Genomic DNA, 23846 nt, shown 5'->3' on the forward strand with positions numbered 1-23846 from the left:
CATGATGGGTCGAGGCGGCGGGCCGGTGCACCACCGTCCGCTGTGAGCCTCGCCTCGTCGTGGCCCGCGGGCCCTCGCCCTCGTCAGGAGTCGTCGTCCGAGCCGAAGTCGGTGCGGCGGTGCAGCACGTCGTCGATCACCGACCGGAGTGTGCAGGAGCCTGCCAGGGCTCGCGCGCGCAGGACGGCCAGCGCGTCGCCGGCCGTGGCCCCGAGCTGGGCCATCACCATCCCGATGGCCCGATGCCGGCGGCCGTCGTCGGGCCACCACTGCTCCACCGGTGTGCTCGACGACAGCAGGATGGTCGAGGCGGTGTCCGCGAGCTGCTGCGCCGCGTCGGGGCGCAGCGGGGCCCGGTCGGCCTCCTGGTACAGCGTCAGGACCCCCAGGGGCCGCCGCTCGAGGCGCAGGGGCGCGGCGACGACGGCGGCCGAGAGCCCGGACGTCGCGGCGCCGGACGCGAAGGCGGGGAAGTCGGGGAACTCGATGCTGCTGGCCTGGCTGCCCACGACCGTCGCGACCGCACGCTCCCGGGAGAACGCCAGCAGTCCCGGACCTTCGCCCAGCACCTCTTGCAGGTCTTCCATCCGCTGCGTGGTCTCGTCGCCCGTCGTCACGGTCATCTGCTCGAGGGTCATCGGGGCGAACGTCAGCGCACCGCCCCGCGCTCCGAAGGCCCGCGCGCAGGCCCGGCAGACGCCCTCCGCGAGCGGTATCTCCCGCTCCAGGGTCGTGAGCATGCCGACGAGGCGCGAGAGCAGGTTCGGGTCGACCATGGAGCCCCCTCTCGTGGGTTGCCCTCCAGTCTGGGCGGCGGCTCAGATGCTCGCCCGTCGGGGGTGCCGGCACGCCCGGCGGGCTCCCTCCGGGAGTACCGCCCGCCGTCAGGCGTCGAGCACCAGCGCGATGACGACGGGCTCCCGGCGCGACGTCCGGGCCAGCGACCGGCCGACGGCGCCCGCGAGCAGGTTCTCGAGCTCCTCGCCCTCGGTCACGCCGCGGTCGGCCGCGGTGGCCAGCGCCTTCTTGAGGGCGACCGTGGCGGCCTCGAGGCTCTCCGGGCTCTGGACGAACCCGCGGTGCAGGTACTCCGGGGGCTCGGCGAGCTCGGTCGTGCCGGGCTTCAGCAGGACGAGCACGGTCAGCACGCCGCCGGCGCTGAGCTGGCGGCGCTCGGCCAGGGTGTCCTCGGTCGCGTGCCCCACCGTCTGCCCGTCGACGAACACCAGGTCCGCCTGGACCTGACCGACGATGCGCGCGGTGCCGTCGACGAGGTCGACCACCACGCCGTCGCGCGTGATCAGCACCTTGTCCGGGTCGACGCCCGTGCGCTCGGCGAGCGCCCCGTTGGCGTGCAGGTGCTTGGGCTCGCCGTGGACCGGCATGACGTTGCGCGGCTTGAGGATGTTGTAGCAGTAGACGAGCTCGCCGGCGCTGGCGTGGCCCGAGACGTGCACCCGGGCGTTGCCCTTGTGCACGACGTTCGCCCCGAGGTCGGTCAGCTTGTTGATGATCCCGTAGATGGCGTTCTCGTTGCCCGGGATCAGCGAGCTCGCCAGCAGGACGGTGTCGCCCTCGCTGACGCGGACCTCGTGGGACTCGTTGGCCATGCGGGACAGCGCGGCCAGCGGCTCGCCCTGGGAGCCGGTGCAGACCAGCGTGACCTGCTCGGGCGCCATGCCGCGCGTCTTCTTGTAGTCGATCACCAGGCCGCGGGGCACCGTGAGGTAGCCGAGCTCGCGCGCGATCCGCATGTTGCGCACCATCGAGCGGCCCACGAACGCGACCTTGCGGCCGGCCGCGTGGGAGGCGTCCAGCACCTGCTGGATCCGGTGGACGTGGCTCGCGAAGCTGGAGACGATGACGCGCCCCGGCGTCGAGCCGAAGACCTGCTCGATGGCGGGGACCAGGTCGCTCTCGGAGATCGAGAAGCCGGGGACCTCGGCGTTGGTGGAGTCCACCAGCAGCAGGTCCAGGCCCTCCTCGCCGATCCGGCCGAAGGCCCGCAGGTCCGTCAGCCGTCCGTCGAGGGGGAACTGGTCCATCCGGAAGTCGCCGGTGTGGAGCACGGTGCCGCCGGCGGTCCGGATGACGACGGCCAGGCCGTCGGGGATCGAGTGGTTGACCGCGACGAACTCGAGGTCGAACGGACCGGCCGAGTACCGGTCCGTCGCCTCGACACGCTTGAGCACCGGCTTGATGCCGTGCTCCTTGAGCTTCTCGGCGACGAAGGCCAGCGTCAGCTCGGAGCCGACCACGGGGATGTCGGGGCGGTGCTTGAGCAGGTACGGCACGCCGCCGATGTGGTCCTCGTGCCCGTGGGTGAGGACGATCGCCTCGATGTCGTCGAGCCGGTCGAGGATGCTCGCGAAGTCCGGGAGGATGACGTCCACGCCGGGCTGGTGGTCCTCGGGGAAGAGGACGCCGCAGTCGACGACGAGCAGGCGGCCTGCCTGCTCGAAGACCGTCATGTTGCGGCCGATCTCCCCGATGCCGCCCAGCGGCGTGATGCGCAGGGCACCGCGCGGGAGTCGTGGTGGGCGTCCGAGGTCGCGGGGCGCAGTGTGCATGTCGTCCTTCCGCACGGTCATCCGTGTCGATGGTCCGGTCCTCCGCGTCGCGGCGTGCGCGCTGCGGCCGACCGGTGAGGTGCGGGCCCCTCGTGAGGGGCCCCTGAGATCAGTGTGCCCCGCCGAGCCGTCCGGCGAGCAGGTCCAGCCGCGCGGTGGTGTCCGCGTTGGCGCCGACGATCGTCACGCGCTTGCCCTTGGCCTCGTACTTGGTGCGTACGGCGTCGAGGCTGGCGACGGTGGAGGCGTCCCACACGTGTGCCTTGGTCATGTCGATGACGATCTCGTCCGGGTCGCCCGAGTAGTCGAACTGGTAGACCAGGTCGTTCGAGGAGGCGAAGAACAGCTCGCCCTCCACAGCGTAGGTGCGGACGGCGTCGTCGTCGCCTCCGGGTCCAGCGCTGTCGTCGAGGCGGGTCACGGTGGTGAAGTGTGCCACGCGGCGGGCGAAGAGCACCATCGCGACGACCACACCGACCAGGACGCCGTACGCCAGGTTGTGGGTCCAGACCGTGACGACCACCGTGGACAGCATGACGGCGGTCTCGGACCGGGGCATGCGACGCAGCGTGTCGGGCCGGACCGAGTGCCAGTCGAAGGTGCCGACGGCCACCATGATCATGACGGCGACCAGCGCGGCCATGGGGATGATCGCGACGACGTCGCCCAGGCCGACGACGAGGATCAGCAGGAACACGCCGGCCAGGAACGTGGAGATGCGGGTGCGGGCGCCCGAGGCCTTGACGTTGATCATGGTCTGGCCGATCATCGCGCAGCCGCCCATGCCGCCGAAGAACCCGGTGATGACGTTCGCCGCGCCCTGGCCCCAGGCCTCGCGGGTCTTGTTGGAGTGGGTGTCCGTGACGTCGTCGACCAGCTTGGCGGTCAGCAGCGACTCGAGGATGCCCACGAGCGCCATGGCCAGCGCGAACGGCGCGATGATCTGGAGCGTCTCGAGGTTGAGCGGCACGTCCGGGATCAGCAGGGACGGCAGGGACTCGGGCAGGTCGCCCTCGTCGCCGACGGTCGGGACGTTGATGACGGCGAGGACCGTCGCGGCGGTGAGCAGGACGATCGCCACGAGAGGCGCCGGGACGATCTTGGTCCACCGGGGCATCAGCACCATGACGACCAGGCCGACGACGACCAGCCCGTAGATCCACCAGCGGTTGTCGGCGTTCACCTTGTCGCCGAACAGGTGGGGGAGCTGGGAGGTGAAGATGAGGATCGCCAGCGCGTTGACGAAGCCGACCATCACCGAGCGCGGGATGAACCGCATGAGCTTGGCCACGCCGAGCACGCCGAGAGCCACCTGGAGGACGCCGGCCAGGATGACGGTGGCGATCAGGTAGTCGATGCCGTGGTCCCGCGCGACCGGGGCGATGACCAGGGCGACCGCACCCGTGGCGGCGGAGATCATGGCCGGCCGGCCGCCGAGGAACGCGATGGAGACGGCCATCGTGAAGGACGCGAACAGCCCGAGCCGCGGGTCGACGCCCGCGATGATCGAGAACGCGATCGCCTCGGGGATGAGTGCGAGGGCCACGACCAGGCCTGCGAGCACCTCGGTCTTGAGGATGCGGGGCGACCTCAGGGCCTTCAGCACGGAGTAGGTCTCGCCGGCCTCGGGCGCGCCGCTGACCGGCTGCGGCACGGGAGCGGGATCAGGCAGGGAGGGGCGGGCGTCGTTCGGCACGCAGCTTCCTTCGGGCTCGGTGGGCGCGCGCGCCCGCGGACCAGGTCGCGAGACCCGGTCGGGATGGACAAGACGGAGGCACGCGACGCTGCGTACGGAGAGTGTGGGGTGCTCGGCCCGCAGGGTCGGGGACGCGCGGGAGCCGGGCCGGGTCTGACTCTACCCTAACGTGAAGGCAGGTTTGGTGTCAGCGGGTCCAGGGCGATGTCCGGGTGCCCGCGCTCGAACGCACGGGCGTGCCACACGTCCCGCAGGAGGGCCAGCGTCGCGCCGTCCCGGCGGCGGGCGACCTCGGCGCCGGGGTAGGCCGCGACGGCGGCCGCGTGCGCGGGGTCGACGTAGCGGGCCACCGAGAGCGAGAGCGTCTCGAGGACCATCGGCGCCGAGAACTCGTGCTCCATGCGGAACGCGGCGACCTCGAACTGCAGGGGGCCCACGGCCGCCAGGACGGGGCTCGCGTCGCCGCGCAGGTCGGAGACGAGCACCTGGACGACGCCCTCCTGCTCGAGCTGCGACATGCCCTTGCGGAACTGCTTGGAACGGCCCGGGTCGGAGGACCGCGCGACGGCGAAGTGCTCCGGCTCGAACGCCGGCATCGGGGGGAACCGGACGGGCGGCCCGGACGGCTCGTGGACCGTGTCCCCGACGGCCAGCGCGCCGGCGTTGACCAGCCCGACGACGTCCCCGGGGTAGGCGTCCTCCACGGTCGACCGCTCCCGGCCGAACACCGACAGGGCGTACTTCGTCGCGAACGGCCGCCCGGAGGGCTCGTGCGTGACGTTCATGCCGCGCTCGAACCGTCCCGAGCACACCCGGATGTAGGCGACGTGGTCGCGGTGCTTCGGGTCCATGCCGGCCTGCATCTTGAAGACGAACCCGCTGAACGGCGCCTCGACGGGGCGGTCGCCGCCGTCGGCGGTCGGGCGGGCGCCGGGCGCCGGGGCCAGGTCGACCACGGCGTCGAGGAGCTGCCGCACGCCGATGTTGGCCAGCGCCGCCCCGAACAGCAGCGGCGTCGTCTCGCCGCTGCGGAACGTCGCGACGTCGACCGCGTCGAGGAGCTGTGCCCCCTCGACGGCCTCGGTGTAGTCGTCGTCGAGCTCGTCGGCCGCCCGCGACGCGTCGAGGGTCTCCTCCTCCGCGAGCGAGGCGCCACCCGGGGTCCGGCGGTACCTCGTCACGTGCCCGTCCTGCCGGTCGAGCAGGCCGAGGAACCGGCCCGCCTCGCCGACGGGCCACGTCACCGGGGTGGGCCGCAGGCCGATCCGTTCCTCGAGCTCGTCGCAGAGGTCGAGGACCTCGCGGCCGGGGCGGTCCCACTTGTTGACGAACGTGATGACCGGCACGCCGCGACGCCGGCAGACCTCGAAGAGCTTGAGGGTCTGCGGCTCCAGGCCCTTCGCGGAGTCCAGCAGCATGACGGCGGCGTCCACCGCGGTGAGCACGCGGTACGTGTCCTCGGAGAAGTCCGCGTGCCCCGGGGTGTCGAGCAGGTTGATCACCACGTCGCGGTAGACGAACTGCAGCGCGGCGGAGGTGATGGAGATGCCGCGCTTCTGCTCCATCTCGAGCCAGTCGGAGACGACGCCGGAACGGTTGCCCTTGCCGTGCACCGCGCCCGCCTCGTCGATGGCGCGGGCGTGCAGGGCGAGGGCCTCGGTGAGGGTCGACTTGCCGGCGTCGGGGTGCGAGATGACGGCGATGCTGCGGCGTCGGGCGGCCTCGGCCGCGACCGACGGGTTCTCGGTGGTGAGCGTGGTCATCACGACTCGGTCACCGCCCCGCGCCGGCTCAGCTCGCGGCGCAGGTCGCCGGCGAACTCCTCGGCGCTCTCGAGCTGGGCGCGCAGGCTCCGGCAGCGCTCCTCGGCCGCCGACTCGAACGCGGTGAGGCGCTCGAGCGTCGCCTCGCGGTTCGCCGCGTCGACGTCGTCGCGCTCCAGGTTGTCGAGGGTGGTCAGCAGGTCTCGCATCTCCTCGAGCGTGAAGTCGAGCGGCTTCATGCGCTTGACGACCATGAGCCGCGCGATGTCCGACTCGGTGTACAGCCGGAAGCCGCCGTGCGAGCGCGCGGACGGGATGACGAGGCCGACCTCCTCGTAGTAGCGGATCGTGCGCAGGGAGAGGCCGGTGCGTTCCGACACCTCGCCGATCTGCTTGTGGTCCTGACCCATGACTCTCCGTTCGACGTCCGTACCCTACCGTCGCGGGAGGGACGGACCGGCGCCCGTGCCTGTGATGCGTGCCGCTCCAGCGCGTCCGAGGGCACCACGTAGCCTGGGTGCCGTGCCGCCCCGTCCGAACCAACCCTCCCGGCCCGTGATCGACCCCGTCGTGCTCGCCGACCTGGTGGCGGGGAGCGCCGACGACCTCGCCCCGGCGGCGGACCTCGACGGCGTCCGGCTCACCGACGTCGATCTCGACCGGGTCGAGCTGCGCGGGGCCCGCGCCGACGGATCGCGTCTCGACGGGCTGCGCGCCCGGGAGGCCGACCTGCGCCACCTGACGCTCACCGAGGTCGTCCTGGCGCGCGTCGACGTCCCGGTCGTACAGGGCGTGCGGAGCCGGTGGCGGGACGTCGAGGTGCGGGACGCGCGCATCGGTTCGGCCGAGCTGTACGAGTCCACCTGGCAGTCCGTGCACCTCGTGGGCTGCAAGCTGGGCTTCGTCAACCTGCGCGGGGCCACCCTGCAGGACGTCCTCTTCACCGACTGCACCGTCGACGAGCTGGACCTGGTCCAGGCCCGGGCCACCCGGGTCGCGTTCGAGGGCACGCGGGTGCGCCGGCTGGACGTCCAGGCCTCCACCCTGCAGGACGTGGACCTGCGCGGTGCCGAGCTCACCGAGCTGGTCGGCACGGACGCCCTGCGCGGCACCACGATCAACGCGGCCCAGCTCGGCGAGCTCGCTCCGCTCCTGGCCGCCAACCTGGGGATCTCGGTTGTCGACTGACGCCGGCCGCCCCGGCCGTCACCCGTGGGTGGTCCGGGCCGTCGCCGCCGCCGGGCTCCTCGTGGTCGCCTGGGTCTGCGTGACGGCCTGGGGCGCCGTCGTGCACGGCCACCCCGCCTACGCGGTGCTCCTGGCGCTGACCGCGATGGTGAGCGTCGCCGTCGGCTGGCGCTCGTTCCGCCCCGCTGCGCCGCGGCGGGGATGGCGCCGGGTCGCGGGGGTGGTCCTGCTCGTCGCCGCGGCCGGGTGGATCGCCGTCGTCGGCTGGCTGCGACCGTTCGGCGCGGTGGAACCGGCGCTGGACGCGATGCGGTCCGACGGCGCGGTCACCGTCGCCGAGACGTCCACGCAGATCGTGCTGGCACCGACGGACGGCACGAGCGGGACGGGTGTGTTCTTCCAGCCCGGGGCGCGCGTCGACCCGCGCGCCTATGCCGCCGTGCTGCACCCGCTCGCGGAGGCCGGGCACACCGTCGTCGTGGCGAAGCAGCCGCTGGGCATCGCCTTCCTGGCCGTCGGGGCGCTCGACGACGCCCGGTCCGGGCACCCGCAGGTCGACAGGTGGGTGGTGGGCGGGCACTCGCTCGGCGGCACGGTCGCCGCGATGGAGGCGGACGAGGCCGACGACGACGCGAGCGCACCCGCCGTCGGGCTGCTGCTGTACGCCTCCTACCCGGCGGGCGACGTCAGGGGTTCCCTCACGGCCGCCGTCGAGTCCGTCTCCGGCACCCGGGACGGGCTCGCCACCCCGCCGAAGATCGAGGCGTCGCGCGCCGACCTGCCGCCCGACGCCGGGTTCACCGTCGTGGACGGCGCCTCCCACGCCCAGTTCGGCGACTACGGTCCGCAGCCCGGCGACGGCGTGCCGACCCTCTCCGACGACGCGGCGCGGGAGCGGATCGCGGCGGCGAGCGTGCGGTTCGTCGCAGGCCTGGCCGGCTGACGATCTCACCCGGCCCCGGGGCGCCCGCGTCCTGGCGTCATCTATCCGTCGCGCCCGTGCTCGGCTACGGTCGGACCGTGCAGCTGCTGGTCGTGGAGGACAACGAGCATGTCGCCGGTGCGCTCGTCTCCGTCCTGGGCAAGCACGGGTACGAGGCGATCCGGGCGGCCGACGGCGCGAGCGCGCTCGCGGCGCTGAGCCCGCGGACCGACCTCGTGCTGCTCGACCTGGCCCTGCCGGACATGGACGGGTTCGAGGTCTGCCGCCGGATCCGCAAGGTCTCCGACACCCCGATCATCATGGTGACCGCGCGCACCCAGCTCGAGTCGCGGGTGCGCGGCCTGGAGCTCGGCGCCGACGACTACGTGACCAAGCCGTACGACATCCGCGAGGTCCTCGCCCGCATCGACGCGGTGCTGCGCCGTGGCCGGTCCCGCGAGTGGGACGGCCGGGCCCACGTCGCCCAGATCGACGTCGGCGAGGTCCAGGTCGACCTCGCCGCCCGCGTGGTGCGCCGCACCGGCGGCGCCGTCGTCTCCCTGACCCGCAAGGAGTACGACCTCCTGGCGCTGCTGGTCCGGCACCGCGGCACGGCGCTCGCCCGCGAGCGCATCCTGCGCGAGGTGTGGGGTTCCAGCTGGAAGGGGCTCGGCCGCACCCTCGAGGTCCACGTCGCCTCCCTGCGCCGCAAGCTCGGCGAGCCCTCGGTGGTGGAGACGGTGCGCGGCGTGGGGTACCGGGTCGGGCAGCAGTGACGTGCGGAGCAGACTCGCCGCCGTCGTCTACGTGCCGCTCGCCCTGGTCATCCTGCTGCTCGGCATGCTCTACGCGTCGAGCGTGACGCGCGCCCACCAGCAGGAGGTCTTCCTGGACCGGTTGCGCGACACGAGCTACCTCGTCCTGCCGGCCCGCCAGGCGATCCTCGCCGACGACCCCTCCCTCGTCGCGGGCGACCTGGAGCGGTACCGGCAGGTGTACGGCATCGGGGCCGCCGTCGTCGACCAGGCCGGGGCCACGGTCGCGGCGGAAGGGATCGAGGTCCAGGACTACGCCGAGCGGCACGCCGCGCTCGCGGGCCGCCGGGCGGAGATGCGCGAGACGTTCTGGCCCTGGGACGCCCAGCGCACCGTGGTGGCCGAGCCCATCTTCGACGGCGGCGACCTGGTCGGCGCGCTCGTGACGTCGTCGGACGGCGGGAAGGTCCAGCGCGCCATCTGGAACAGCTGGGCGCTGCTCGCCGCGGCGGGCGCCGTGATCGCGCTGCTCGCGCTCGTCCTGGCCGACCGGACCGCGGGCTGGCTGCTGCGCCCGGTCCGCGCCGTCGACCAGGCGATGGAGAAGATGGGCGACGGGCGGCTCGACGAGCGCATCCCGCCGTCGACGGGGCCTCCCGAGCTCCGTCAGGTGGTGAGCCGCTTCAACGAGATGGCGGAGCGCGTCGAGCACCTGATGCGCCGTCAGCAGGAGTTCGTGGCCAACGCCTCGCACGAGCTCCGCAACCCGCTCAGCGCCCTGATGCTCCGCGTCGAGTCGCTCGCGCTGAGCGTCCCGCCCGAGGGTGCCGACGACGTCGCGCACGTGCGGGCGGAGGCCGAACGGATGGCGCAGATCCTCGACGCCCTCCTCCTGCTGGCCGACGGCTCGAGCATGTCGGCCGCGCAGCCCGTCGACGTCGCCGACCTGGTGGCGCGGCGCGTGGAGGGGCGCAGGATCCTCGACCCGGACCGCGAGCTCCGGCTGACCACCCCCGGGGGTGAGGTCCTCGGGACCGTCGACCCCACCGCGCTCGAGAGCGCGTTCGACACCGTGGTCGAGAACGCGATCAAGTTCGCGCCGGAGTCCGAGCCGATCGACGTCTCCGTGGTCCGCGCGGCCGGCTCGATCGAGGTCGTGGTGCGCGACCACGGCCCGGGCGTGCCGGCCGACCAGCTCGAGCGCCTCACGGAGCGCTTCTGGCGGAGCCCGGGCCACAGCTCGGTGCGCGGTTCCGGCCTGGGCCTCGCGATCGCCTCGGAGCTCCTCGCCGAGCTCGGCGGCGGGCTGCGGCTCGAGCTGCCCGACGACGGCGGCCTGCGGGTGTGCCTGCAGGTCCCGGCCTGGGAGGAGGGGACGTGAGGAGGATCGTCGCGGCCGTGTCGTCGCTGCTCGTGGCGGGCGCTCTCCTGGCCGCGTGCGCCCCGGACAGCGACCCGTGGGAAGGCCGGCAGCCCGAGCGGCTCACCATCGCGACCGGCGGGACCAGCGGCATCTACCACGGCTACGGCCAGGCGTTCGCGTCGCAGCTCGCGGACGAGTACGGGATCGAGGTGGAGGTCCTGAGCACCGGCGGGTCCGTCGACAACCTGCAGCTGCTCGCCGACGGGACGGCGGACCTGGCCTTCAGCGCGGCGGACGCCGTGGCGGACGCCGTCGACGGCGAGGGAGGCTTCGCCGAGCCGGTGGAGGTCCGGGCGCTCGCCCGCGTGTACGACGACTTCGCCCACCTGGTGGTGCCCGCGGACTCGGAGGTCGAGGAGATCGCGGACCTGCGAGGGCTACGGGTGTCCGTCGGCGCGCCACGGTCCGGGACGTCGCTCATCGCGGGTCGCGTGCTCGAGGCGGCGGACGTGCCGATCGCCGACCTCCGGGTCGCCGAGCTGGGGATCACCGAGTCGATCGACGCGCTGGAGGACGGGCGCCTCGACGCGGTCTTCTGGTCCGGCGGGCTGCGCACGCCCGGCATCGTCGGCCTGGCCGAGGAGCTGCCCGTCCGGCTGATCCCGCTGGTGGACGTGGTCGACGAGCTCCGCGCGGAGTACGGGCACGGGTACCGGCACGGTGTGGTGCCCGAGGGCGTGTACGGCATGACCGAGGACGTCGAGACGCTTGCGGTCCCCAACGTCCTGGTGGTGAGCCCCGACATGCCCGAGGGCGTCGCGCACGGGCTGGTGCAGACGCTCTTCGACACACGCAGCGAGATCTCCGTGCTCGTCCCCTCGGCTGCGTTGCTCGACCGGTCGCGGGCGATCTACACCGAGCCCGCCGAGCTGCAGGCCGGCGCGCTGCGGTACTACCAGGACGTCAAGCCCTGAGGTCTGTCCGGGCGGGCCGCGGAGACCTGGCCCACGGAGGAGGAGTTCGCCGGGTCCACCTAGCGGCTGACCGCCGTGGACAGCGGCGGCACCAGCCGCAACCGGTGGCCGACGCCGCCGCGCCACGGCGTCTCCGGGACGAGCGTCGACGGGTAGCCCCGGGGGTGCTCCCGCTGCCACCGCCAGTGGTCGCGGCAGATCTCGGCGAGGTCCCGGCGGGCCGTCCAGCCCAGGTCGGCCGCCGACCGCGTGACGTCCGCGACCGACGACGCGATCGTGCCGGCCGGTGCCGGCAGCACGCGGGAGGACACCTCCCGGCCGGTGACCTGCTCGAACGTGCGCAGGACCTCGCGCACGCTGCTCCCGTGCCCGGTCCCGAGGTTCCACGTCCGCACGGCGTCCTCGCCCGGCCGGTCCAGAGCCGCCAGCGCGGCGACGTGGCCCGCGGCGACGTCGGACACGTGGACGTAGTCGCGCAGGGCCGTGCCGTCGGGGGTGGGGTGGTCGCCGCCGTGCACCTCGACGTGGCCGCGCAGGCCCAGGGCCACCTCGCCGAGCCGGGTCAGCAGGCTGGAGGGCGCGCCGTTGCGGTCCTCGCCGATGCGTCCCGACGGGTCGGCGCCCACGGTGTTGAAGCAGCGCAGCACGGCGACGCGCAGCGCGGCACCGGCCCGGGTGACGTCCTGCAGGAGCTGCTCGTTGGTGACCATGGTGCGGCCCAGGGGCGAGGCGGGCGCGAGCGGGGCGTCCTCGGCGAACCGCGTGCCGCCGTCGGGCGAGCCCGCCGTGCCGTGGGCCGTCGCGTCGCCGTAGACCGCGGCGGAGGAGGACAGCACGAGCCGGTCGACCCCGTACCAGGTCATGCACCGCAGCAGCGTGAAGGTGGTGGTCAGGTTGGTCTCGTAGGCGTCCAGGGGGCGGTCGACGCACTCCGACGCGGACCGCAGCCCGGCGAGGTGGACGACGGCGTCGACGGCCGCGCCCGCGAAGATCCGCTCCATGGAGTCGATGTCGGCGACGTCCGCGGCGTGCGTGCGCACCCGGCGCCGGGAGAGCGCCTCACCACGGGCCAGCGACGCCGGGGTGCCGCGGGAGAAGTCGTCCACGACGTCGACCTGGTGGCCCGCCTGCACCAGTGCCAGCACCACGTGGGACCCGAGATAGCCGGCGCCGCCGGTGACCAGGACCCGCATCTGACACACCTCGCACCACGTTTGCTGACGTGGGGCCATGATGGTGGCGCCGTGAGGGGCGGCAACAGGGGAGTTGAGGTAGTCAAGAGCATCTCAGGCGGATTCGTGTGACGTGTGCCACGCTGCTGCCATGCTGAGACTTCTGGCCCGCACCGCGGTCCTGCTGCTCGCCGTCGCCGTCGGCCTGCTCCTGACCGACTGGGTGTTCGCCGCCCTCGACTGGCAGACGTTCGACATCGACTGGAGCAACCCGCTGGCGTTCGTGGTCGCCGTCGTCGTGTTCGCGGTGGCCCAAGCCGTGCTCACGCCGTTCTTCGTCAAGCTGGCCCGCAACAACGCGCCGGCGATGCTCAGCGCCGTCGGCCTCATCACCACCTACGTGGCGCTCCTCATCGCCGTCCTGGTCGCGCCCGACGGGCTGGACATCTCCGGGTGGCTGGGCTGGCTCGTCGGCCCGATCATCGTGTGGATCGTGACCCTGCTCGCGAACTTCCTGCTGCCGGCGCTGCTGCTCAAGAACGCCGTGGAGAAGCGTCGCGACGGGGAGTGACCCTGCGCGGACGGCTCAGAGCTGCTGGCGGACGCCGGCGGCCCGGGCGATGCCCTCGACCTGCTCCTCCAGGTCGTCGCGCAGCGGCTTGATCCCGTCGCCGCGGCGCAGCACGGGGAGCTGGACCGGGTGGTCGACCTCCTCGAGCACGAAGCCCAGGGCGGCGTAGAGCGCCGCGAGGGCCAGCACCAGCCCGAGCACGCCCGCGGCGGCGTCCCACCCGGCGGATCCGGTGAGCTCGGCGACCCCGGTCAGGGCGAACCGTGCCGCGGACCCGACCATGATCCCGGCGGCGAGCAGCTTGCCGTGCGCCGCGGCCGCCGGGAGGAGCAGGGCGACGGCGGCCGTCAGCAGGAGCACGCCCACGGCGGGGCTCGCCGTGCCGGGCGGCGAGGTGAGCGTCGCGACCGCGAGCATGGCCCACACCCCGGCGACCATGGCCATCCCGGTCCCGGCGATCGGGTCACGGGCGCCGAACCCCACCACGGCGGCGAGCGACTGCAGCGGCACGGTGAGCACCAGCACCGCCAGCGCCACGGTGTTCTCCTCCGTGGTGGGGAGCACGCCGAGCTGCAGGCAGCTGAAGCCGACCGTGCCCAGGGCCAGCGCCATGAAGCCCAGGGGGAGGGGGTTGCCGCTCGGGCGCAGCACGATGCGCGTCATCTGCAGCTGTTCGCTCTGCCTGCCCCGCGGCTCGGAAGGTTCGCTCATCGCATCACACAACACGATCTCGTGGTGTGTCACAACGCAGGGGGCGCCGGGCCAGGTCAGGGCGCCGCGGTGCTCGCCCGCTCGACCAGGCGCGTCGGCACGAGCGTGCGTCCGTGCGGGATGGTGCGGTCGGCCATCTGACGCAGCACCCCGGCGACGCAGCGCCGTCCGACCTCCGCGAAGTCCTGGTGCACCGTGGTCAGCGGCGGGAGGTAGGCGACGGCGTCGGGGAGGTCGTCGAACCCGACCACGCTGACGTCCTGCGGCACCTTGCGCCCGGCCTCGGCCAGGGCGCGCAGCAGCCCGAGCGCCATCTGGTCGTTGGCCGCGAAGACGGCGGTCGCGTCGGTGCGGGCGATCTCCTGCCCGGCCGCGTACCCGGAGGCCGCGGACCAGTCCCCGCGGTACACCGGGGGGACGTCCCGGCCGGCCTCGTGCAGCGTCCGGCGCCAGGCGTCCTCGCGTCGCTGGGCGGAGAAGGACTCGGACGGTCCGGCCAGGTGCACCACGGTCCGGTGCCCGAGACCGAGCAGGTGCTCCACCGCGGTGCGCGACCCGGCGGCCTGGTCGGTGTCCACCACGGGGTAGCGGTCCCCGGCGTCGGAGTCGGCGACGACGACCGGCACGTCGGTGGGCAGGGAGATGCTGGCGGCGTCGAGCAGGTGGACCTCCATCAGGAGGATCACGGCGTCGACGGCGAGCTCGCCCATGCGGGTGAAGGCGCCGTTGACCCCGTCCTGCGTGGGGGCCTCGACGGGGATCACGGTGATGGCGTAGCCCTCGGCCGCGGCCGACGTCGCGATCGCGTCCAGGGTGCGGACGTTGCCGGTGGTGGACAGCGAGAACAGGATGACCCCGATGGTGCGGAACCGGCCGGAGCGCAGGGCGCGGGCCGCGCTGTTGGGCCGGTAGCCGAGCTCACGCATGGCCGCCAGCACCTGCTCGCGCGTGCGGTCGACCACGCCGGGGTGGCCGTTCGAGACGCGCGAGACGGTCTGCGACGAGACGCCGGCGCGCCGCGCGACGTCGGCCATCGAGACGCGCTGAGGTCGCCCGGTCGGGCTCGGGTCGGGCAAGGGTCCTCCGCTCGGTCACAGTTCGGTCTCGCCGACCGCCGGGGTTGACGTACCGCGTCCGGCGATGCACGATCACCTTAGTCCATGTTTACGTAAACATCCGTCCTCGTGGCGCTTGATGTTGACGTGAACATCCCCGTGACCCCGAGGAAGACCCGCATGACGACGACGTCCCCACCGGTGGCGGCCGCACCGCCCGCGCCGGCCACCCGGCGACCCAGCCGACGGCGATGGACCGGCTGGATGTTCGTCGGCCCCTTCATGCTCGTGTTCGCGCTGGTGTTCCTGGCGCCCATCGTCTACTCGCTGTACCTGTCGGTGTTCCGCACCCAGATGGTCGGCGGCACCACGTTCGTGGGCCTCGACAACTACGCCCGCGCCATGCAGGACCCCCAGTTCTGGGAGGGCCTGGCCCGCGTGAGCCTGTTCCTCGTGGTGCAGGTGCCGATCATGCTCGGCATCGCCCTGCTCGTGGCGCTGGCCATCGACTCCGGCCGGCTCTACGGCAAGAGCTTCTTCCGCATCTCGATCTTCATGCCGTACGCGGTCCCCGCCGTCGTCGCCTCGCTCATGTGGGGCTTCATGTACGGCACCCGGTTCGGGCTCGTCGGCAACCTCAACGACGCGCTCGGCGTCTCCCTGCCCGACCCGCTGTCTCCCGACCTCGTGCTGGCGTCGATCGGCAACATCGTCACCTGGGAGTTCGTGGGCTACAACATGCTGATCTTCTACGCGGCGCTGCGCGTCGTCCCGCACTCGCTCTACGAGGCCGCGGAGATCGACGGGGCGACGCAGTGGCAGGTGGTCCGGTCGATCAAGATCCCCGCGATCCGCGGTGCCCTGGTGATCGCGACGATCTTCTCGATCATCGGCAGCTTCCAGCTCTTCAACGAGCCGAGCATCCTGCAGTCGCTGGCGCCCAACGCCATCACCACGTCCTACACCCCGAACCTGTACGCCTACTCGCTGTCCTTCTCCGGCCAGCAGTACAACTATTCCGCGACCGTCGCCATCATCATGGGGCTGATCACCATGGTGATCGCCTACGTGGTGCAGCTGCGCGGCATGCGCAAGGAGGCGTGACGTGACCACCGCCCTCACCGCGACCGCCCCGTCCTCCCGGGGGCCGCGCCTGCGGACCCGGACCGTCAACAAGCACAGCGTCGACCGGCCCCGCCGCAGCCCGCTGCTCACGGTGCTCACCGCCGTCGTGCTCGTGTACTCGCTCGTGCCGCTCGTGTGGCTGCTCGTCAACTCCACCAAGACCCAGGGAGACCTGTTCTCCTCGTTCGGGCTCTGGTTCGGCGACTCGTTCGCCCTCTGGGACAACGTCGTCGCCACGCTCACCTACGACGACGGCGTGTTCGTCCGGTGGCTCGGCAACACCGTGCTCTACGTCGTGCTGGGCGCCGGCGGGGCCACGTTCCTCGCCATCCTGGGCGGGTACGCCCTGGCCAAGTTCGACTTCCCCGGCAAGCGCGGCGTGTTCGCCGTCGTCATCGGGGCCGTGGCGGTGCCCGGCACCGCCCTCGCCGTGCCGACGTTCCTCATGTTCAGCCAGATGGGGCTGACCAACACGCCCTGGGCCGTGATCATCCCGTCCCTGATCTCTCCGTTCGGCCTCTACCTCATGTGGACGTTCGCGGCCGAGGCGATCCCCACCGAGCTGCTCGAGGCCGCCCGGATCGACGGGGCGGGGGAGTTCCGCACCTTCTTCCGGGTCAGCCTGCCGCTGCTCGCGCCGGGGATCGTCACCGTGCTGCTGTTCACCATGGTGGCCACCTGGAACAACTACTTCCTGCCGCTGATCATGCTGCGCGACAGCGACTGGTACCCGCTGACCCTCGGCCTGAACGCGTGGAACGCGCAGGCCGCCACCGCCGGCGGCGAGGCGATCTTCCACCTCGTCATCACCGGCTCCCTCCTGACGATCCTGCCGCTCGTCGCGGCGTTCCTGGTGCTGCAGCGCTACTGGCAGTCCGGGCTCGCCGCCGGGAGCGTCAAGGAATGACCTGACCGACGCCGGGCCGGCGGCGCCACCGATGGAGCCGCCGACCGCCCGACCGACTGTTCCGACAACGAAGTGAGGACCGACATGACTGCACGAACGACCACCCGGACCACCCGGTGGCTGCGCGGCACCGCCGTCGCCGGCGTCCTGGCCCTGGGCCTGACGGCCTGCGCGAGCGGCGAGACCGACTCCGGCGAGGCCACCCAGGACGCCGACTCGGCGCTGGAGGAGGGCGGCGAGATCACCGTCTGGGCCTGGGACCCCACGCTCGAGTCGGTGGCCGCCGACTTCGAGGCGGAGCACCCGAACGTCACCGTGAACCTGGAGAACGTCGGGACCGGCAACGACCAGTACACGGCGCTGCAGAACGCGATCGCCGCCGGTGACGGCGTGCCCGACGTCGCGCAGATCGAGTTCTACGCGCTGCCGCAGTTCGCGCTCTCCGAGGCCCTCGCGGACCTCACGGCCTACGGGGCCGACGAGCTCGACGGCACCTTCACGCCCGGCCCGTGGGGTGCGGTGCAGCAGGAGGGCGGCGTCTACGCCCTGCCCACCGACTCCGGGCCGATGGCGCTGTTCTACAACAAGCGCGTCTTCGACGAGCACGGCATCGAGGTCCCCACCACGTGGGAGGAGTACGTCGAGGCGGCCCGCACCCTGCACGAGGCCGACCCGGACGCCTACCTCACCAACGACGTCGGCGACGCCGGCTTCACCACCTCGATGATCTGGCAGGCCGGGGGGCGCCCCTACCAGGTCGAGGGCACCGACGTCACGATCGACTTCACCGACGAGGGCACCCAGCAGTTCACCTCCACGTGGCAGAGCATGCTCGACGAGGAGCTCGTGGCCCCGGTCGGCTCCTGGAGCGACGAGTGGTACCAGGGCCTGTCCGACGGCTCCATCGCCTCGCTCGTCATCGGCGCCTGGATGCGCGGCAACCTGGAGTCCTCGGTGCCGGACGCGTCCGGCGACTGGGCCGTCGCACCGATGCCGCAGTGGGAGAGCGGCGAGGAGGTCACCTCGGAGAACGGCGGCAGCTCGCTGGCGATCCCGGCCGCGAGCGAGAACGCCGACCTCGCCTGGGCGTTCCTCGAGTACGCGACCGTCGGGGACGGCATCGCCACGCGCGTCGACGAGGGCGCCTTCCCGGCGACCGTCGCCGAGCTGGAGGACCCCGCGTTCCGCGAGCAGGAGTTCGAGTACTTCGGCGGCCAGCAGGTCAACGAGGTCCTGGCCGACTCGTCGGCGAACGTCGCCGAGGGCTGGCAGTACCTGCCGTTCCAGGTGTACGCCAACTCGATCTTCAACGACACGGTGGGCCAGGCGTACGTCTCCGACACCACCCTGACCGACGGCCTGACCACCTGGCAGGAGCAGTCGACCACCTACGGCAACGACCAGGGCTTCACCGTCAACCAGTGACGGCCCGCCCGTGAGCGCCGGTGGGGACGGCGAGCCGCCGTCCCCACCGGCGCCGCCACGGCGCCCTCCCCGCAGACCCCGCACACCCCGCACGTCCAGGAGCCTCCATGACCGACGTCCCCCGCCTGCTCGCGGGCCCCGAGACGACCCGCCCCGCACGCCTCGGGTACGGCGCCGACTACAACCCGGACCAGTGGCCCCGCGAGGTGTGGGCCGAGGACGCCCGGCTGATGCAGGCCGCTGGCGTCACCGTCGTCTCCGTCGCGATCTTCTCCTGGGCCCGGATCCAGCCGGCACCCGACCGCTGGGACTTCGGCTGGCTCGACGAGGTCATGGACCTCATGCACGCGCACGGCATCTCCGTGGACCTCGCCACCGCCACCGCGTCCCCGCCGCCGTGGCTCACCACCGCGCACCCGGAGATCCTGCCGGTGACCCGCACGGGGGAGACCCTGTGGCCCGGCGGTCGCCAGCAGTGGCGGCCCACCTCGCCCGTCTTCCGCGAGCACGCGCTCGCCCTGGTCGAGAAGATGGCCGAGCGGTACGCCGCGCACCCGGCGCTCGCGGCCTGGCACGTCAGCAACGAGCTCGGCTGCCACAACGTCGAGGACTACTCCGACGACGCCGCCCGCGCGTTCCGTACCTGGCTCACGGCGCGCTACGGCACGCTCGACCGGCTCAACGAGGCGTGGGGCACGGCGTTCTGGTCGCAGCGCTACACCGACTGGGAGCAGATCCTGCCGCCGCGGCTGGCGGCGTCGTACCCGAACCCGACGCAGCAGCTCGACTTCAAGCGGTTCTCCTCGGACGCCCTGGTGGAGCACCTGCGCGCCGAGCGGGACGTGCTGCGCCGCATCACGCCGGACGTCCCGGTCACCACGAACTTCATGGTCATGGGTGAGACCAAGGGCATGGACTACGCCGCCTGGGCTCCCGAGATCGACTTCGTCTCGAACGACCACTACCTGCAGCCCGGTCCGCAGGGCCGCGAGGAGATGTCGTTCTCCGCGAACCTGACCAGCGGCGTCGCGGGCGGCCGCCCCTGGTTCCTCATGGAGCACTCCACCAGCGCCGTGAACTGGCAGCCGGTCAACGTGCCGAAGCGGCCGGGCGAGCTCGCCCGGGACTCGCTGACGCACGTGGCCCACGGCGCCGACGCCGTCTGCTTCTTCCAGTGGCGCCAGTCCGCGGCGGGCGCGGAGAAGTACCACTCGGCGATGGTGCCCCACGCCGGGGAGGACTCGGCGCTGTTCCGCGACGTCGTCGCGCTCGGACGCACGCTCGCCGACCTCGCCCCCGTTGTGGGTGCGGAGCGGGCGCCGGCCCGGGCCGCGATCCTGTTCGACTGGGACTCCTGGTGGGCGTCCGAGCTGGACTCGCACCCCACCGAAGCGCTGCGCTACCGCGCCGAGGCGCTGGACTGGTACCACGCGTTCCTCGACGCGGGCGTGCGCGCCGATGTCGTCCCCGTGGCCGGCCTCGACGACGGCCGCACGGACCTCGCCGACTACGACGTCGTCGTCGCGCCGGTGCTGCACGTCGTCCCGGCGGCGCTCGCGGACCGGCTGACCCGTTGGGTGGAGGCCGGCGGCCACCTCGTCACCACGTACTTCTCCGGCATCGTCGACGCCGACGACCACGTGTGGCTCGGCGGCTACCCGGGCGCCCTGCGCGACCTGCTCGGGCTCCGCATCGAGGAGCTCAACCCGTTGCGCGACGGCGAGCGCGTGCGGCTCGACGACGGCTCGACGGGCACGCTGTGGACGGACCGCATCGACGTGCTGCCGGGCACGGACGTGCTGGCGACCTACCTCGACGGGCAGCAGGCCGGGCGCCCGGCCGTCACCCGGCGGGCGGTGGAACGCGGGTCGGCCGCCTACGTGTCGACCCGGCTCGGTGCCGCGGGCCTCCGCCCGCTGCTCGAGCGGCTCCTCGACGCCGCCGGCGTGCGCTCCGAGCTGCCCGAGCCGCTGCGCGGCCGGGTGGAGCTGACCGTGCGCCGCACCGCCGACGAGGAGTTCTGGTTCCTCGTGAACCGGACCGACGAGGCGCTGGGCCTCGCCGGCCTCGACGGCAAGGCCCTCGTCAGCACCACGCCGCACGACGGCGAGGTCGCGGACGCTCGTCCGTCCGGCGAGGTCCCGGCCGACACGCTGGCGCCCCGCGGCGTCGTGGTGCTGCGCCGTCCCCGCGCCTGACAACCACCCGTCCACCCGACCGCACGACCGCAGGATCTCGGACCATCGCACCGACGCGAGAGGAAGGCTCACCGATGAGCACCTGGCAGGACACGACACCACCGCTGCGAGCGGTCCGCACCCGGCGCGCGGTCGCGTCGCTGACCGGCGGCCTCCTGGTCGCCGGTCTGGCGACGGCGCCCGCGACGGCCGCTCCCGGCACGGCCCCGGCCGCACCGGGCACGGCCGCGACGACGGCGGTCCCGAGCGTGACGACGGCGGCTCCGGCCGCCGACGTCACCGTCCGTCCGGACCCGTCGTACGCGGGCCAACCGTTCGAGGGCTGGGGGACCAGCCTCGTCTGGTTCGCGAACGCCACCGGTGACTACCCGGACGAGATCCGGGACCGGCTCGCGGACATGGTGTTCGGCGACGAGGGGCTGAACCTCAACATCGCCCGCTACAACGTGGGCGGCGGGAACGCCCCGGACGTGCCGGACTACCTGCGGGCGGGCGGCGCCGTCGACGGCTGGTGGAACGCCCCCGAGGGCACCACCCGCGACGACGTCGACTGGTGGGATCCCGAGGACCCCGCCGACTGGGACCTCGACGCCGACGCCACGCAGCGCTGGTGGGTGGACCGCATCAAGGACGACGTGACGCACTGGGAGACGTTCTCCAACTCCCCACCGTGGTTCATGACGGAGTCCGGCTACGTCTCGGGCAACTTCGACGCGGACGAGGACCAGCTCAAGCCGGAGAGCATCGACGACTTCGCGCAGTACCTGGTGGGCGTCACCGAGCGGCTCGAAGACGCGCACGGCATCGACGTGGACACGATCGACCCGTTCAACGAACCCAACACCGACTACTGGGGCACCCAGCTCGGCGCGGACGGCAACCCCACCGGCGGCCGGCAGGAGGGCGCCCACATGGGCCCCGCGCTGCAGCAGCAGGTGCTCCCGGCGCTGGCCTCCGCGCTGCAAGGGTCCGGGACGGACGCCGTGATCTCGGCGATGGACGAGACCAACCCCGGCCGGTTCGCGAGCAACTGGAACGCCTACGCGCCCGAGGTCCGGGACCTGGTGGACCAGCTCAACGTCCACACGTACGGCACCGGTCAGCGCACCACCGTGCGCGACATCGCCAAGGGCGAGGACAAGCCCCTGTGGATGAGCGAGGTCGGCGGGTCGTGGAGCAGCACGGGCCAGGACTTCGAGTCCATGGAGTCCGGCCTGGGCAGCGCCCAGCACATCGTCGACGACCTGCGTGAGCTCGAGCCGTCCGCCTGGGTGTTCTGGCAGCCGGTCGAGGACTACGACAACATGGCGCCCGGCGGCGAGAGCCCGGAGGGCGGCAACTGGGGCGAGATCCAGATCCCGTTCTCCTGCACGGCCGAGGACACGCTGGAGACCTGCCCGATCTACACCAACACGAAGTACTGGGTCACCCAGAACTTCACGCACTTCATCGCGCCCGGCGACCGCCTGGTCGGGGTGGACGACCCGAGCAGCACCGCCGCCGTCTCCGCCTCCGGCGACCAGGCCGTCGTCGTGCACGTCAACGACGAGACGTCCGCGCGCACGGTCGCTCTGGACCTCTCCGGCTTCGGTGAGGTGGCCGACGGCGCCACCGTCACGCCGGTGGTCACCGACTCCGGCGGCTACCTCGTCGAGGGCGACCCCGTCCCGGTCGAGACCGACGGCGCGGCGCGCGCCACGCTCACCGTGCCGGCCGAGTCCGTGACGACGTTCGTCGTCGACGGCGTCTCCGGCGTGGCCGACGACGCCCCGCTGGCTCAGGACGGGCACGTCTACCGGATCGACGGCGTGCAGTCCGACCGCTCGCTGGCCCCGGCCGGCGACGGCGTGCAGATCGCCACCGACGACCCCGCCGCGGCCGACCAGCTGTGGACGCTCACGGACCTGGGCGCCCCGGAGGGCTCGGGCTCGCACCGCACGCGGTACGCCGTGACGAACGCGGCCACCGGCGAGCAGCTCGCCGTCGACGCCGACACCTCCGCCGTGCTGGTCGAGGCGCCGGCGGGCCCGGCCGACACACCGGAGGCCGCGCGCTGGATCCTGTCGACCACGGGCGACGGCACGTACACGCTGGTCAACGCGTCGTCGGGCACGCTGCTCGAGGTGGGTGGCCAGGCCACCGCCGACGGCTCGCCGGTGGGCACCTACCTGGCGAACTCCGGCGCGAACCAGCGCTGGGCGATCGTCGACGAGACGCTGCTCGGGACCGAGCCCGTCGACGTCTTCACCACGCCGGGCACGGCTCCGGAGCTGCCGGAGTCGGTGACGCCGGTGTACCCGGGCGGCGCGGGCGACGCCCTGCCCGTTACGTGGGACGTCCCGGAGGACTCCGCGTGGGCCGAGCCGGGCACGGTGGAGGTCACCGGCACGGTGACGAACCCGGCCGGTGGAACGGTCGCCGCGACGGCGACGGTCACCGTCGACGTGCTCGCCTCCACCCGCACGGCCTCGGCGTCCACGTACGCCGGTGGCGTGCCGGAGCTGCCCGCCACGGTGACGGCCGTGACGGCCGGCGGTGTCGACGTGGAGCGCGCGGTCACCTGGGAGCAGGCGGCCGACGGCGTGTACGACGAGATCGGCGTCGTGCAGCTCTCCGGGACCGCCGACGCCGGGGCGGGCGACACCCTGCCCGCCACGGTGCGCGTGCTGGTCACCGAGCCCGGCGAGGCCAACGCCGCGACGGCGGACGGCACCACGGTCGAGGCGACGTACACCGAGCCGGGCTACCCGGCCGAGCGCGTGGTGAACGGCGACGTGGACGACAAGGGCTGGTCCAACTGGCGCTCGGGCGACAAGAACCCGACCGACACCCTGACGGTGACCCTGCCCGAGCCGCGCGACGTCACCGGCGTGGACGTGCACTTCTACGTCGACGGCTCGCACCGGAGCTGGGCACGGACCGTCCAGGTCGAGGCCCGTGTCGACGGCGCGTGGCAGGCCGTCGGGGACCCGGCCGAACCGGCGTCCGGCGCGGAGCCGGTGGCGGTCGACGCCGACGTGCGCACCGATGCCGTGCGGGTGGTCATGACGGCTCACGAGGCCACGCACCTGGTGGTCAGCGAGATCGAGGTGCTGGCCAAGGTGCCCGGGGACCCGTCACCCGTGTGGGACGGCGACGCGACCTACACCGCCGGCGACGCGGTGTTCCACGACGGCTCGTACCACGCGGCGCAGTGGTGGACCCGCGACGAGCCGGGCAGCAGCGTCTGGGGCTCGTGGCAGGAGACGGTCCGCGCCGCCTCGGGCGAGGCCCTGTGGACGCCGTCGCGCGTCTTCACCGCCGGTGACGTCGTCGTGCACGACGGCGAGACGTACGTCGCGCAGTGGTGGACCCGCGACCAGGAGCCCGGCGACGCGCACGGCCCCTGGGCGCCGAGGTAGTGCCGAACCCGCCGAGGTCGTGCCGAACGCGCCGAGGTAGCACTACCTCG

General features: G+C 72.9%; 19 protein-coding genes. 11 read left to right on the top strand and 8 right to left on the bottom strand.

Annotated features, from left to right (window positions below; translation table 11 throughout):
• Nucleotides 1–83: 83 nt before the first annotated feature.
• From BCL65_RS00545 to BCL65_RS00565, 5 genes are all read right to left on the bottom strand, one after another.
• On the bottom strand, nt 84–776 hold the full coding sequence (locus BCL65_RS00545; protein ID WP_106264215.1) for an ANTAR domain-containing protein: 693 nt from the start codon (nt 774–776) through the stop codon (nt 84–86).
• A 108-nt stretch (nt 777–884) separates the two neighbouring features.
• Nucleotides 885–2570: a ribonuclease J gene (locus tag BCL65_RS00550; protein ID WP_106265112.1), complete on the bottom strand. Its 1686-nt coding sequence runs from the start codon at nt 2568–2570 to the stop codon at nt 885–887.
• 109 nt (nt 2571–2679) lie between these two features.
• The gene (locus BCL65_RS00555) at nt 2680–4266 is read right to left on the bottom strand and encodes a SulP family inorganic anion transporter (RefSeq protein WP_181340686.1); all 1587 of its coding nucleotides are present in this window, start codon (nt 4264–4266) and stop codon (nt 2680–2682) included.
• A 164-nt stretch (nt 4267–4430) separates the two neighbouring features.
• Complete coding sequence (locus tag BCL65_RS00560; protein WP_106264216.1) at nt 4431–6029, bottom strand: peptide chain release factor 3; 1599 nt, start codon at nt 6027–6029, stop codon at nt 4431–4433.
• Nucleotides 6029–6439: a MerR family transcriptional regulator gene (locus BCL65_RS00565; RefSeq protein ID WP_106264217.1), complete on the bottom strand. Its 411-nt coding sequence runs from the start codon at nt 6437–6439 to the stop codon at nt 6029–6031. The genes BCL65_RS00560 and BCL65_RS00565 overlap by 1 nt, the downstream gene beginning before the upstream one ends.
• A gap of 145 nt (nt 6440–6584) precedes the next feature.
• Between BCL65_RS00565 and BCL65_RS00570 the strand changes: the two genes are divergently transcribed.
• The 5 genes from BCL65_RS00570 to BCL65_RS00590 all read left to right on the top strand — a co-directional run bounded on the left by BCL65_RS00570 (nt 6585) and on the right by BCL65_RS00590 (nt 11231).
• Nucleotides 6585–7217 carry a pentapeptide repeat-containing protein gene (locus BCL65_RS00570; protein WP_165800043.1) on the top strand — a complete coding sequence of 211 codons (633 nt, stop codon included), beginning with the start codon at nt 6585–6587 and terminating at the stop codon, nt 7215–7217.
• Nucleotides 7207–8160: an alpha/beta hydrolase gene (locus BCL65_RS00575; protein WP_125206558.1), complete on the top strand. Its 954-nt coding sequence runs from the start codon at nt 7207–7209 to the stop codon at nt 8158–8160. The genes BCL65_RS00570 and BCL65_RS00575 overlap by 11 nt, the downstream gene beginning before the upstream one ends.
• Before the next feature lie 77 nt (nt 8161–8237).
• Entirely contained in the window at nt 8238–8915 is a 678-nt protein-coding gene (locus BCL65_RS00580) for a response regulator transcription factor (RefSeq protein WP_106265116.1), read from the top strand.
• A gap of 1 nt (nt 8916) precedes the next feature.
• Complete coding sequence (locus tag BCL65_RS00585; protein ID WP_106264220.1) at nt 8917–10275, top strand: HAMP domain-containing sensor histidine kinase; 1359 nt, start codon at nt 8917–8919, stop codon at nt 10273–10275.
• On the top strand, nt 10272–11231 hold the full coding sequence (locus BCL65_RS00590; RefSeq protein ID WP_165800042.1) for a TAXI family TRAP transporter solute-binding subunit: 960 nt from the start codon (nt 10272–10274) through the stop codon (nt 11229–11231). Before BCL65_RS00585 ends, BCL65_RS00590 begins: the two co-directional genes overlap by 4 nt.
• A gap of 59 nt (nt 11232–11290) precedes the next feature.
• Here the strand turns inward: BCL65_RS00590 and galE are convergent, their stop codons facing one another.
• The gene (gene galE / locus BCL65_RS00595; RefSeq protein ID WP_106264224.1) at nt 11291–12424 is read right to left on the bottom strand and encodes a UDP-glucose 4-epimerase GalE; all 1134 of its coding nucleotides are present in this window, start codon (nt 12422–12424) and stop codon (nt 11291–11293) included.
• Between the two features lie 130 nt (nt 12425–12554).
• Here galE and BCL65_RS00600 point away from each other — a divergent pair, with 130 nt between their 5' ends.
• Nucleotides 12555–12974, top strand: coding sequence for a phage holin family protein (locus BCL65_RS00600; RefSeq protein WP_106264226.1), 420 nt, complete (start codon nt 12555–12557; stop codon nt 12972–12974).
• A 15-nt stretch (nt 12975–12989) separates the two neighbouring features.
• Here BCL65_RS00600 and BCL65_RS00605 read toward each other — a convergent pair whose 3' ends face one another.
• Nucleotides 12990–13685: a GPR1/FUN34/YaaH family transporter gene (locus BCL65_RS00605; protein ID WP_106264227.1), complete on the bottom strand. Its 696-nt coding sequence runs from the start codon at nt 13683–13685 to the stop codon at nt 12990–12992.
• Nucleotides 13686–13741: 56 nt separating this feature from the next.
• Nucleotides 13742–14761 (bottom strand): LacI family DNA-binding transcriptional regulator, encoded by a 1020-nt coding sequence (locus tag BCL65_RS00610; protein WP_308221148.1) that lies wholly within the window; start codon nt 14759–14761, stop codon nt 13742–13744.
• A 159-nt stretch (nt 14762–14920) separates the two neighbouring features.
• On the opposite strand from BCL65_RS00610, the gene BCL65_RS00615 reads away from it, so the two are divergent.
• The 5 genes from BCL65_RS00615 to BCL65_RS00635 all read left to right on the top strand — a co-directional run bounded on the left by BCL65_RS00615 (nt 14921) and on the right by BCL65_RS00635 (nt 23796).
• The gene (locus BCL65_RS00615) at nt 14921–15844 is read left to right on the top strand and encodes a carbohydrate ABC transporter permease (RefSeq protein ID WP_106264231.1); all 924 of its coding nucleotides are present in this window, start codon (nt 14921–14923) and stop codon (nt 15842–15844) included.
• A 1-nt stretch (nt 15845) separates the two neighbouring features.
• Entirely contained in the window at nt 15846–16772 is a 927-nt protein-coding gene (locus BCL65_RS00620; protein ID WP_106264233.1) for a carbohydrate ABC transporter permease, read from the top strand.
• A gap of 84 nt (nt 16773–16856) precedes the next feature.
• Entirely contained in the window at nt 16857–18197 is a 1341-nt protein-coding gene (locus BCL65_RS00625; protein ID WP_106264235.1) for an ABC transporter substrate-binding protein, read from the top strand.
• 107 nt (nt 18198–18304) lie between these two features.
• A complete protein-coding gene (locus tag BCL65_RS00630; protein ID WP_106264236.1) occupies nt 18305–20395 on the top strand; it encodes a beta-galactosidase in 2091 nt (696 codons plus the stop codon).
• A 74-nt stretch (nt 20396–20469) separates the two neighbouring features.
• On the top strand, nt 20470–23796 hold the full coding sequence (locus BCL65_RS00635) for an RICIN domain-containing protein (protein WP_106286534.1): 3327 nt from the start codon (nt 20470–20472) through the stop codon (nt 23794–23796).
• The last annotated feature ends 50 nt before the right edge of the window (nt 23797–23846 follow it).

Source organism: Isoptericola halotolerans, assembly GCF_003003075.1.
GTDB lineage: Bacteria > Actinomycetota > Actinomycetes > Actinomycetales > Cellulomonadaceae > Isoptericola > Isoptericola halotolerans_A.